At 60.7% G+C, this 10,866-nt stretch carries 12 protein-coding genes and 1 pseudogene; 5 read left to right on the plus strand and 8 right to left on the minus strand.

Annotated features, from left to right (window positions below; all coding sequences use genetic code 11):
* Positions 1-368: 368 nt before the first annotated feature.
* Both ASG92_RS20205 and ASG92_RS20210 read right to left on the minus strand, forming a co-directional pair.
* A complete protein-coding gene (locus ASG92_RS20205) occupies positions 369-1,085 on the minus strand; it encodes a DUF4386 domain-containing protein (protein WP_056632499.1) in 717 nt (238 codons plus the stop codon).
* 38 nt (positions 1,086-1,123) lie between these two features.
* The gene (locus ASG92_RS20210) at positions 1,124-2,125 is read right to left on the minus strand and encodes an NAD(P)-dependent alcohol dehydrogenase (RefSeq protein WP_240987225.1); all 1,002 of its coding nucleotides are present in this window, start codon (positions 2,123-2,125) and stop codon (positions 1,124-1,126) included.
* 123 nt (positions 2,126-2,248) lie between these two features.
* Here ASG92_RS20210 and ASG92_RS20215 point away from each other — a divergent pair, with 123 nt between their 5' ends.
* On the plus strand, positions 2,249-2,920 hold the full coding sequence (locus tag ASG92_RS20215; protein ID WP_056632507.1) for a TetR/AcrR family transcriptional regulator C-terminal domain-containing protein: 672 nt from the start codon (positions 2,249-2,251) through the stop codon (positions 2,918-2,920).
* Positions 2,921-3,046: 126 nt separating this feature from the next.
* Here ASG92_RS20215 and ASG92_RS29040 read toward each other — a convergent pair whose 3' ends face one another.
* Positions 3,047-3,271, minus strand: a complete 225-nt coding sequence (locus ASG92_RS29040) for a hypothetical protein (protein ID WP_162256345.1) — start codon at positions 3,269-3,271, stop codon at positions 3,047-3,049.
* Here ASG92_RS29040 and ASG92_RS20220 point away from each other — a divergent pair.
* On the plus strand, positions 3,164-4,192 hold the full coding sequence (locus ASG92_RS20220) for an IS30 family transposase (protein WP_157372314.1): 1,029 nt from the start codon (positions 3,164-3,166) through the stop codon (positions 4,190-4,192). The two genes, ASG92_RS29040 and ASG92_RS20220, sit on opposite strands and share 108 nt — an antisense overlap.
* A 25-nt stretch (positions 4,193-4,217) precedes the next feature.
* Positions 4,218-4,595 carry a hypothetical protein gene (locus tag ASG92_RS28545; RefSeq protein WP_157372307.1) on the plus strand — a complete coding sequence of 126 codons (378 nt, stop codon included), beginning with the start codon at positions 4,218-4,220 and terminating at the stop codon, positions 4,593-4,595.
* On the opposite strand, the gene ASG92_RS20225 is transcribed toward ASG92_RS28545, so the two are convergent.
* The 5 genes and pseudogenes from ASG92_RS20225 to ASG92_RS20245 form a co-directional block, all read right to left on the minus strand.
* Positions 4,535-5,296, minus strand: coding sequence for a hypothetical protein (locus tag ASG92_RS20225; RefSeq protein WP_056632512.1), 762 nt, complete (start codon positions 5,294-5,296; stop codon positions 4,535-4,537). The two genes, ASG92_RS28545 and ASG92_RS20225, sit on opposite strands and share 61 nt — an antisense overlap.
* Positions 5,297-5,673: 377 nt before the next feature.
* On the minus strand, positions 5,674-6,108 hold the full coding sequence (locus ASG92_RS20230) for a hypothetical protein (RefSeq protein WP_056632514.1): 435 nt from the start codon (positions 6,106-6,108) through the stop codon (positions 5,674-5,676).
* A gap of 340 nt (positions 6,109-6,448) precedes the next feature.
* Complete coding sequence (locus ASG92_RS20240) at positions 6,449-6,658, minus strand: hypothetical protein (protein WP_056632520.1); 210 nt, start codon at positions 6,656-6,658, stop codon at positions 6,449-6,451.
* 1,209 nt (positions 6,659-7,867) lie between these two features.
* A pseudogene (locus ASG92_RS30020) lies at positions 7,868-7,978 on the minus strand (recombinase family protein); the annotation flags it as partial.
* Positions 7,979-8,110: 132 nt separating this feature from the next.
* Positions 8,111-9,292 (minus strand): FHA domain-containing protein, encoded by a 1,182-nt coding sequence (locus ASG92_RS20245; protein ID WP_056632523.1) that lies wholly within the window; start codon positions 9,290-9,292, stop codon positions 8,111-8,113.
* A 525-nt stretch (positions 9,293-9,817) separates the two neighbouring features.
* On the opposite strand from ASG92_RS20245, the gene ASG92_RS20250 reads away from it, so the two are divergent.
* On the plus strand, positions 9,818-10,099 hold the full coding sequence (locus tag ASG92_RS20250; protein WP_056632526.1) for a hypothetical protein: 282 nt from the start codon (positions 9,818-9,820) through the stop codon (positions 10,097-10,099).
* The coding region (locus ASG92_RS20255) for a tyrosinase family protein (protein WP_162256346.1) at positions 10,086-10,866 on the plus strand (781 nt) is incomplete at its 3' end. The genes ASG92_RS20250 and ASG92_RS20255, both read left to right, overlap by 14 nt.

Below are 10,866 nucleotides of genomic sequence, written 5' to 3' on the forward strand. Positions count from 1 at the left end.
CCAGCGCTCTCACGGACAAGAAACGGCGGACGGAAACCGTCTACACGATAAAGTCCTTGCCCACCAGTCAGGCCAGTCCACGCCCGCCGAACACATGATCCGCGAGCACTGGACCATCGAGAACCGGCTCCACTCGACCCGCGACGTCACGTACGCCGAAGCCCTTAGCCAGATTGGGTCGGAAAACGTTCTCCGCATGATGGCTTCCCTGCGCAATTTGGCGATAGCCTCTACCGGCTGGCCAAGGTTACGGACGCTGCCAAAGCAACCCGATACACCGCACGAGGCGCACATCGTGTGGTCGTGGATCTCATTCATCGTCGAACTCCTTTCGTGTGAGCGCCAAAGTGACTGCGGGGCAACCCAGCTCAGGACGCCTGGTCGTAGGCTTTCGGCTCGAAACCCCTGATGATCAGCCAGAAACCCAGCGCCACTTCGAACAGGCCGCCCGGGATAGTCAGGACGAGGCCGATGTGGATGCCAAAGATCTCGGCGATGGCGCCCGTGGCGAAGATCGCGTAGCCGGCCATGCCCCACACCGACAGGAATCGGGGCAGTAGACGGATGCGAAACAACAGGGCGAACACGAAGATGCACCCGATTCCCAGCGCCATCATGGCGACTTGGTAGGCCACGGCATTGCCCGCCACGGCGAGTGCGCCCAGGGACTGGGTCCACTCTGCGCCCGTCTCTCCGGCAGCAACGGACTGCTGGGCGATGGGCACGATCATGAGCACGGCCAGCACACCCACCGTCAGCAGCACGACCTCGAAAATCATCGTGGCCAGATAGATCAGCGCGGTTCGCCGACCGCGAGTCTCGATGATCGGAAAGAACAGCACCGCCTTGCCGACATCCACCACCGCGTTCAACAACATGAGGAAGGCGCCGAGCACCAGGGTGGTCTGCTGTACGGCGACCGAGGCGAGAAAGTCGGGGGCGCCGACCACGGAGGCGACCAGGGCGGCCCCAACCCCGTAGACCAGGAACCCCGCCAGGAAGAGCCCGCCGATCAGCCGGGACGTTGCTTTGCGTGAACTTCTCAGCGCCGGCGCCTGGCCGGCTCCAAGAAATGATGTGGACATGGTCTTCTTCTTTCGTGCGGGTGTGGGTGTGACGGGGCTCAGACATTGATGGCGATTTTGGCTTGCGCGTGGTCTTCGGCGAAATAGCGGAGGGCATCGGCGGTCTCGGCGAGGGGGTAGGTGCGGTCGATTGCCGGCGTGACCGTGCCGGATTCGATGAGCTCACGGAGCAGGTCGAGGTGGGCCGTGCCGGGAGTGGCCGTGAAGGTGCGCAGGTTTTGACCGACGAACCGCGACAGCAGGAGCGCGCGCAGGATGCGGGGCAGGGGCCCGAGCACCCGGTCGCCGGTGCCGTTGGAGAGCACAAGCGTCCCGTGGGGCGTCAATGCGCGTCGGCATGCGGTGAGGGTGTGGTTACCGATGTTGTCGAGGATCACGTCGTAGCGTTGCGCGCCCCGCGTGAAGTCGTGCTCGGCGTAGTCAATCACGTGATCGGCACCGAGTGACCGCACGAGGTCGGCATTTCGGCGGCTGCACACCGCGGTCACCTCCGCTCCGAGCGCGGCGGCAATCTGCACCGCGAACGTACCCACCCCGCCGGATGCCCCGTTGATCAGGACCTTCTGCCCTGCCTTGAGCCGTCCGCCGTCACGCAGCGCCTGCAGGGCGGTCCGTGCGGCCAGAGGCACCGTGGCCGCCTGCTCGAACGAGAGGTTCGCCGGCTTGAGCGCCACCCGGCTGTCCGGGGCGCAAACGTAATCGGCGAAGCTTCCCGATTCGACCTCGGCATACACCTCGTCACCCGCGCGCAGCCGGGTCACGCCGACGCCGACCGCTTCCACCTGACCGGCGACGTCCCTCCCGCGAACAATGTTCCTGGGCGCGCGCAGCCCAAAGGCCAGGCGTGCAATCAGCGGGCGGCCGGTCGCGTACACCCAGTCGGCGTGATTGACGGATGCCGCGCGCACCCGGATCAGCACCTCACCGTCCGCAATCAGCGGCTTGTCGATGTGCTCGAGGTGCAGAGCATCTGCACGGCCATACCGGTGTTGCACGATCGCCCGCATGGTCGTTTTGGTCGAAACCTGTGTACCAGTCATTTTCGTGTGCCCTTCTGTGAACCCGGAGGTGACCGTACGGTGTAAGGTCGTGCTCAGAAGGTACCATACACTGTATGGTGAGGCTAGAGCCGAAGGAAAAGTAGTCGACAGGATCGAGGACCCGTGGCATCCGCAGTAACGAACGAGACGACCCGGACGCCCGTCACGCGCGACCGGGCCCTACGCGCAGCGGTCGCGCTGGCCGATGCCGGCGGCATCGAGTCGCTGAGCATGCGCAAGCTGGCCCGTGAACTCGGCATCGAGGCGATGTCGCTGTACTACCACGTGAAAAGCAAGGACGAGATTCTCGACGGCATGGTCGAACTCGTCGTTGGCGAGATGGTCTTGGCGCGCAGTGACGCCGAGTGGAAGACGGCCCTGCGCGAACGTGCGGAGTCGGCGCGAACAGTGCTCGCACGGCATCCGTGGGCAATCAGCCTGATGGACGCGCGGAACACTCCGGCGTCCATGAGATTTCATGACGAAATGATCGGATGCCTGGTGGCCGGCGGTTTTTCGATTCCGCTGGCCGCCCACGCGTTGTCCCTCGTAGACAGCTACGTGCACGGGTTCGCGCTGCAGGAGGCCTCTCTGCCCCTCGATGAGTCCGGCGATATCGCTGCCGCGACCGAGAGCATCATGGAGAAGCGGGACATGACGGCGTTCCCATACCTCACCCGGATGGCGGTTGAGCACATTCTGCAGCCGGGATACGCCTACGGCCACGAGTTCGAGTTCGGCATTCGACTCATCCTCGATGGCCTCGAGACCGCCCTCACCTCGGTCGATCTGTGACTGTTAACTCCGTCTGGCGGTTAAATCGCAGCTTCGATTGGCGGTTTGGCAGTCCCGTTTGAGGAAACCTTGGGTTCTTGCGGTGATTGCAACACTTAGCGGATGGGTGTTGTCATGGCGAGGTATTCAATTTACGTAAGACCGGATCTTCTGCAGCTGTTTTGGGCCGGGATGCAGGCCGGCGATTTCATCACCGACGCCGTTGTGCCGCTCAATACGAGCAGGCGGACCGGGCGCCGGGTCCTGGCCGAGGCCGGAGGTGTCCGGCCCCGCCGCGGCCGGGATCTTAAGGGCCGTTGCCTGACCTTCGCCCAGCGTGAAGAGATCGCGGTGATGCGCGCCCAGGGGCATTCGTTGCGCCGGATCGGGGCCGTGATCGACCGGTCTGCCTCGACTGTGTCCAGGGAGCTTCGGCGCAATTCGGTGGCCGGGTTGCCCTACCGGGCGACGTCGGCTCACGCGCTGGCGTATGAGCGTGCTTCGCGGCCGAAACCGGCGAAACTGCACACGAACACGGTGTTGCGTGCGAAGGTGGAAGAGGACCTGAAAAAGAAGTACTCGCCTGAGCAGATCGCAGGACGCCTGCAGGTTGAGTTTCCCGATGAGCCGGAGATGCGGGTGTCGCCTGAGACCATTTATCAGTCCCTCTACGTTCAGTCCCGTGGAGCACTCAACCGTGATCTGGCCGCGTGTTTACGCACCGGACGTGCACTCAGGCAGCCCTGCAGGAAGGCCGGCCAGCGGAAGAACCGGATCCCCGGGATGATCAATATCTCCGAGCGCCCGCCGGAGGTTCAGGACCGTGCGGTGCCAGGGCACTGGGAGGGCGACCTCATCATCGGCAAAGGCAACCAGTCCGCGATCGGGACCCTTGTGGAGAGAACCACCAACTACACGATGCTCGTTCATCTGCCGGATGGATACAAAGCAGAACAAATGCGCGACGCCCTGGCAGCCAAGATCAAGACGCTCCCCGAGGCGCTGAGGCATTCCCTCACCTGGGACAAAGGCATCGAAATGCAGGACTGGAAGAGCGTGAAAATAGACGCCGGCATCGACATCTACTTCTGCGACCCGCACTCACCCTGGCAGCGCGGCATCAACGAAAACACGAATGGCCTGCTGCGCCAGTACTTCCCGAAAGGCACGGACCTGAGCATCCACAGCGCCGAAGACCTCGACTGGGTCGCGCAGGAACTCAACGACCGGCCACGCAAGAGACTAGAGTTCAGAAAACCGATCGAACTGATCGAGGGACTCCTGTTGCAATGACCGCCTGAAACCGCCAACCGCGACCGTGCCCGATCGCAACGACTTCACCGGTCCCGAGCCTGTAGAGACCACCGACGACACCGGGACGAAATTTGAAGCAACCGGCCGCGATAACCTGAACCGCCTTGATTCGGATGGAGCAAGGGGACAGATCACCGCTGCACTGGCTCCTTACCTCATGTCGTATCCAGATGTGTCAGTGGTCTACGACGACCGCCCGATTAGCCCGGCGCAGGAGATTGAGAACGACACCAGGGAAGGCCTGGCGTGGCAGCACGAGGGTAAGGCACATGAAGCGGAACTACGCATCATCGCATGGAAGAGCGGCAAGGAGCGCACGCTTCATCTGTGTGACGACAAGGGAGTACCGGTCGACGATCTGCCGGCCAAGCCAGCGGCATGATTCCCGGGACGGTTCAATCTTCGCCGTCTGTGGATTTTGACCACTTTCGTTCTCAGCAGCAGTTCCTTGAGGGTCTTCATCGCGCCACGGTAAGTCGGGATTAGCAACTCGTCCTTGTCCAATTCGTCCTCAGTGAGGCCCGAGTGCCATTTCTCTTCGAAACCCATGGCGTTGGTTTTGTATGTTTGGGCGGTGGCCCGGCCGGTCAAATTCATGTACCGCACGGTCTGCAGGTCGTCGATCCTGTGCCATACGGTGGACGGAACCTTGGACTGAAATTTGCTGGCATCCGGGGACTTAAAATCGATGGCAGAATCCTCGGCTTCAAAGATGGCTTCTAGTCTCGCCTCCAAGACCAGTGAGGCCGCTCGGCACTTCAGGTACTGCTGGTCGAGGGCCGTTCGCGCCTTCTTCTTCTCCTCATCCGGCACCAAACTGTCACTATCCAACCGCTTAAACCTGTTGAGTTCCATGTAAAACCTGACGGCGGTTGTGAACGCGGCAGTAAGGACTTCCAGCTTCAGTTGAGTTTCCGCACGCCGCCTTTGAACACGATCAGTTACCTTCCACACGAGTAAACCGATTAGTCCGGTGCCGAGCAATGCACCTACTGCTGGCCCCGCGGCGGCAACCAGCAACCGCTCTAGGAATGGCGGCTCTGCTGGGGCTGCAGCGCCGACCACGAAAGTCAGGAAAACCATGGCCGATTGATCACCAGAACTTAGTCAAGGAATTGAACTCAGGGGCTTCCCAAAATTCGGCTGGCTGCCTGGGAAACGGAAAGACTTATTTCCTGTCCTCGTCTCATAAAGAGCCTTCAGGAATGGGGCACGAACTGGATGGCACCAATCAGCGATGTACTTGTGAACGACCCTTCCACGGGGCTGCGTTGACGCCCCCGGCTCCCAAGGCGATAGTGTGGTCCGACTCGTGCTGCATTCACTTTGGCGAGTGTCGCTTAGTTACAGCGGAGGGGCGGACCCCTTCGTAGTTGTGCCGGAGATCAGCCACTCATTTAACTGGTTGGGTGTCATGCCACATTTATTGACGAGGTGGTCCGCTGGCGAGTGTCGCTTAGTTACAGCGGAGGGGCGGACCCCTTCGTAGTTGTGCCGGAGATCAGCCACTCATTTAACTGGTTGGGTGTCATGCCACATTTATTGACGAGGTGGTCCGCCAGCAGCCAGTACTTGATGCGGTCGGTCCCGAATGGGCCGTAGTTCAGTACATAATTGCCGAGCATGGCTACATCCTGCTCCARGGTATTTACAGGAGCGGTGATCATCGCCGGATCGCATTGTGCGTACGTATTTGAACAGTGGTGAAGAAATTCGCCGCCCTCCAGCGATGCGCAAAGCTTGGCATATTCCTTAGTTTCTAGGATCCAAAGGTGCCAGATATCATCTATCTCTTGGGATACAGGGATGTTCCCCTCGCAGTACGTTGCCAAATTGAGGAACTTCAGCGCCTCCTGGATGCGTATTAGGAGTTCCGCTGCGGGCACGTCGGGCACACGGTTGCCGTGGACACTCCGGCTGCCGCCGCCACGTCCTCAATNTGTGCGTACGTATTTGAACAGTGGTGAAGAAATTCGCCGCCCTCCAGCGATGCGCAAAGCTTGGCATATTCCTTGGTTTCTAGGATCCAAAGGTGCCAGATATCATCTATCTCTTGGGATACAGGGATGTTCCCCTCGCAGTACGTTGCCAAATTGAGGAACTTCAGCGCCTCCTGGATGCGTATTAGGAGTTCCGCTGYGGGCACGTCGGGCAATTTCTTGTGGAAGTAGCACTCCATCTGCGGGCTCAGGAATGCTCCTGTCAACTGCCAATTTGAAATCGCTGTGCGGTTATTTACTGCTTGTTCACGCAACATGTTCCACCGTCCGGCTTGCAGCACTGCGCCTGAGCGCGGAGGGCGAAACGCTCCTCAACAACGCCTTTTTCGTGTAGGTGTTCGAGGACCTTCCAGTCCACCAGCAGTGATTGAACCAGAATGACCCTCTGGTCTTTTGTGAGCGGCTGGGTGGGCAGTGCCCTGGATGAATCTTCATTGTCAGACATGAGGTTATGGTCTCCTCGCTATATGAATCGGTCTGCTCTGTAGAGTGGGACGCCCGTGGTACTTCCCGTGTTCTTTCCGCTCATTCTCGATACCCATCCCTAAGACGGATAACACTCCGCACCCCTGCCCGCCCGACAGGGAGCACTAACGCTTTGCAAGGAAATTGATTGTCCCGTGCTCTCGGCTATCGTCCGCCCCTGACCGGCGAGTAGTCGGTTCGAGATGTCCTCAGCGGCAACGTCTCCGTAGCAGAGCGTACCGGCAAGCCTGGGCATGCGCGGCATGAGACGCAAGCGCAGGATACGCAATCAGGGCTCACTTGCGTGGTCGAGAACTATTGCTCATTCGGTGCCGGAGTGCTATCCGACACGGACGTCCTCTTGCTCTTGCTGGACGAACGGACGACATGGCAGCCTGGATCCGCCGCGCCTAAGAATCTCGAAAGCCGGGCCTGGCATAGGCGATGTTTTTCAAATCACCCGAGCAACGGTCATTTCATCGACGAGGTCTGGCTTATCTGTCGGCAAAGGACGTATCAGAGACTTCAAGGCACTCACAACCGATGTAGGCACTTGAACCGTGGAACATGGGCAACGAGCAACCTCTTGTCGGAACCGATTCAGTTCGCTCGCTGGGCCCAATCGGCTATGAATTAGCTATTGCGCGCCGGGCGCTGGCGGTTTCCAACATCTCCACGGTGAGGTGGCGGGCGGCATCCGCCAAGACACTGCACCACTCAGCCGAGACCTTAAGTGGTGCCAAGCTCCAATCAAAAAGGGGTTGACGGGAGCTTCGGTTCAGTGAGCGGCCCCGTGCAACTTTTTGCGTTGTCCTCCCTGGAAATTGCCTGCCGACCGCTGCCGCTGCCGCTATGTCCGGCCGGTCATTATTGAACGCTTTGACGATGTGCAGTGTCGTTCCGAGGGCAACGGCCTTTTCCCTGGCCGTCTCGGCAGCCCTGGGAGGCCAACGACCAACCGAGAGACGAAACTTATCTGGGTTTAGCTCCATCGATTAGGCCTACGCCGCCGTCGATGACATCCTGGACTGCGAAAAATACAACGGCCACAGAACCACCAGTCGATAAGGACAGCAGCAAGAAGGAAAGGCTTTTTACAGCCCGAGCGCCGCGAGGTCCGAGGACGCGATCCGGGCGATATTTGGGGCAGCTAGGAGACAGCCCCTGTCGCCTGCCCGTTCAGGAGCACCTATATTGTGCTGCGCTTGCGTGCAGCGAGCTCTTGCTGGTGGCGGTAGAGCGTGGCACGGCTCCAGCCGACAAGGCGGACGGCGTCTTCCGCGGTGCGTCACTTCGCCCGGAGTCCGGCGCCATCGCCAGCTTGTCCTCGATGACGGGCAAATGCCCTTGCTGGGCGTACAACAGAAGCAGGGCCGGTCAAAAGATGGGCCGTGCTCGAACCTTGCGGCCCCGGAGTCGGAAGAGTAGAAAACTACGAGGGCGATGCGGCCAACGGCTTCAGCGGGATGTCCGGAACCGTGATTGATTTTGGTCCGTCGAAGCCCATGACAAAGACGTGGACAAAGTTGAGCGACACAGTCGTTGCGCTTTCCGGCAGCTGGCTCTCAAAATTGATAGTTCCCTTCCGGACCCCACCAGGAGGAATCTCGGGCTGCCAGCTGCTCCGGGAAGGATCGGCGTCAAAGGTGGTTCCATCGGGGCCGGTGAGTGTGGCGTTGTGGAACAGATTTAGGGATATCGGGCTGCTGGTGCCGTTGTTAACGCGGATCTCCACTCGAGTGAAATGGGGCGTGCTCTGCACACCAAGGACGGTCACTTTCACTCCTTGTACCTCCCTGACCACCTGACTTTCCAACCGCTGGACGCCATTTTCGTTCCCGGAAGAGTAGCCCACGGCGTTGCTCACGACGGCGGTGACCAACCAGCCGCCGCCGCCAAGAAGAAGCAAGGTAGCCAGGAGGGTGACGGCCAGGGGCCTGCGTCGTACCGGCGGGCGGTGCGGATCATCTTGACGGCCGGGCGGTTGCGGGCTGCCGCCTTTACGGTAATGGCCCAGCGTTTCCGTGACCAGCGCAACCGCTAGGGCGATGACGGGAGTGACGAACCACGTCCAGGTTGGAGTAAGCTCCGTCAGGAACGCCGTCAGCGTGTTGCCGAAAAGACCCACTAGATTAATGCCGGCGGCGAACAACAAGGCAGTCCCGAGACTTTCCTTGGGACGCGCGGCCAGCGGGGCGGTTTTCTGCCCGCCCGTGGCGGAACCCTTGGGGTAGCCACCGAAGCCCTGCCCTCGTGACGCTAATCCCCCCGGGGACTGTCCGCCCGGCTTGGATCCACCGTCGGTGTTCCGGGGCAGGAAGCGCAGCCGGACCTCACCAAACTGCACCAGGTCACCGCCCGCCAGCTCCGTGGGCGAAGTGACGGGGCGTCCGTTGACCCAGCTCCCGTTACGCGATGCCCTGTCGGCAAGAATCGTACGACCATCAAGCGATGTCACCTCGGCGTGCCTGCGGCTCACCCCGGGAGCATCCAGCCGGATGCGGGAGCCTTCTTCACTGCCAATCGTGGCCTTGCCATGTGGAATGACTATCCGTGTCCCCGCCGCGTCGCCGTTCACGACGACGAATTCATTCCTGTAAACAGGTCCGTTCATGACTCCCCGCCCGCTGACCAGGGATCCGGTGGACCTACGCACATCGTGTATCCATCCGTTGGAGTAGAAATAGGCCGATACCTACTCGAGATGATTATGGAAGCACCGTTACTACGGCGTTACTGGCTCCACCTCACGGGTTTGGAAAGAGCCCGGAAATGCGGGCATCGGGCATCTGTCAATGGCCATTAGTTTCTGCCCACCGGCGGTCAGCCCGGTTCGCCCGCGACCCCTCCGAATACACCGCGGCCCCGGCTGGCAGAGGGGCCGTCACGGCCTCTGGTGGGACCGGGGCTGTCAGTCACCGGACCACTACTGCCACCAGCGGGACCGTCGCTGCCAGTCACGGACCGCCCCGGCCAACGCTGTGGTCCCATATCGCTGGCAAGCGACACCCAGTAACGCCCGAGTAACGATCGGTGTACACGATGGGGCGTGGCAGGAGCGTCTAGCCCGCAATCCAACTCGCGTATTCGATGACGGAATGGTCCCCACCCTCTTCAGCGCTACGGAAAGTAGTTCGACATGGAAAAAGCAGCATGGAAACACAAAAAATACAAGGGGCACCAACTCGAATTGCGAAGCAGTCGAAGGCACGAAGGGGAAGAACCCGAACTGCTAATCGATGCCCAGCTGATCCCCCTCGGCCGGCTCTTCGACGGCACCTATTACATCCAGGACAACGCTTATGACTGGGATTCTGATCTAAGCGCACTGGCCGAGCGGTTCGTTGACTACCGCTCTCGCGTTGAGCAACGCCGAAGGCAAAAGACAGGCGAGGAAGGAGCCGAACATGGGCCTGCGTAAGGACTACCGGACCCTCACCGCCGTCGAAAAAGATCGATTCGTCAACGCCCTGAAGGATGCCAAAGCCAACGGCACGGTGGACAGGTTCGCCTCCATACACCGAACTCATTTCAACATGAACATCCATAGAAGCTCACACTTCCTGCCGTGGCACCGCGAAATGCTCCTCCGATTTGAACGAGCACTGCAGCAGTCTCACCCGGACATAACGCTCCCCTACTGGGACTCCTCCGTTGATACGAGCACAGCAAGCCTTCTGTGGGATCACCAGTTCCTCGGCCAGTTCGATGGCGCATGGAACTTAGGGCGCGCCTTGGGCTCCGCTATCCTTCCGTCGCCCCAAACAGTGCAGAGCAACCAGAACCGCACAACATATGGCACATTTTGGCCGCAGTTGGAGACCGACATCCACAACCCGCCTCATCGGTGGGTGGGCGGCGTAATGGCACGCGCAGAGTCCCCTGGCGATCCCGCCTTTTACCTCCATCACTGCTGGCTGGACAACTTGTGGGCGCGTTGGCAAACAGCGCATCCCGGTGCCCCATTTGTCTCAAGCGCAGCCGGGGCTGGATTGAACGACCCGCTCATGGAGTGGCCCGACCGGACGCCGGCGGGTGTTCTTGATCATCATGCGCTCGGCTATGCCTTCGACTGGGAGCCGGTTCCTACCGGCCCGCCCGCATCGGGCGACGACATGCAGCCGGGCGAGGTCCTTCTCCCCGGCCAATCGCTCACCTCCGCCAACGGCCACTACACCCTGGTCTACC

It is taken from the genome of Arthrobacter sp. Soil736 (assembly GCF_001428005.1).
Lineage (GTDB): Bacteria > Actinomycetota > Actinomycetes > Actinomycetales > Micrococcaceae > Arthrobacter.

What these genes read in the sequence shown, in the direction of transcription:
- ASG92_RS20205 (WP_056632499.1), bottom strand. Translation starts at nt 1,085, where the DNA reads ATGTCCACATCATTTCTTGGAGCCGGCCAGGCGCCGGCGCTGAGAAGT.
- ASG92_RS20210 (WP_240987225.1), bottom strand. Translation starts at nt 2,125, where the DNA reads ATGACTGGTACACAGGTTTCGACCAAAACGACCATGCGGGCGATCGTG.
- ASG92_RS29040 (WP_162256345.1), bottom strand. Translation starts at nt 3,271, where the DNA reads ATGCCCCTGGGCGCGCATCACCGCGATCTCTTCACGCTGGGCGAAGGT.
- ASG92_RS20225 (WP_056632512.1), bottom strand. Translation starts at nt 5,296, where the DNA reads ATGGTTTTCCTGACTTTCGTGGTCGGCGCTGCAGCCCCAGCAGAGCCG.
- ASG92_RS20240 (WP_056632520.1), bottom strand. Translation starts at nt 6,658, where the DNA reads ATGTCTGACAATGAAGATTCATCCAGGGCACTGCCCACCCAGCCGCTC.
- ASG92_RS20245 (WP_056632523.1), bottom strand. Translation starts at nt 9,292, where the DNA reads ATGAACGGACCTGTTTACAGGAATGAATTCGTCGTCGTGAACGGCGAC.
- ASG92_RS20250 (WP_056632526.1), top strand. Translation starts at nt 9,818, where the DNA reads ATGGAAAAAGCAGCATGGAAACACAAAAAATACAAGGGGCACCAACTC.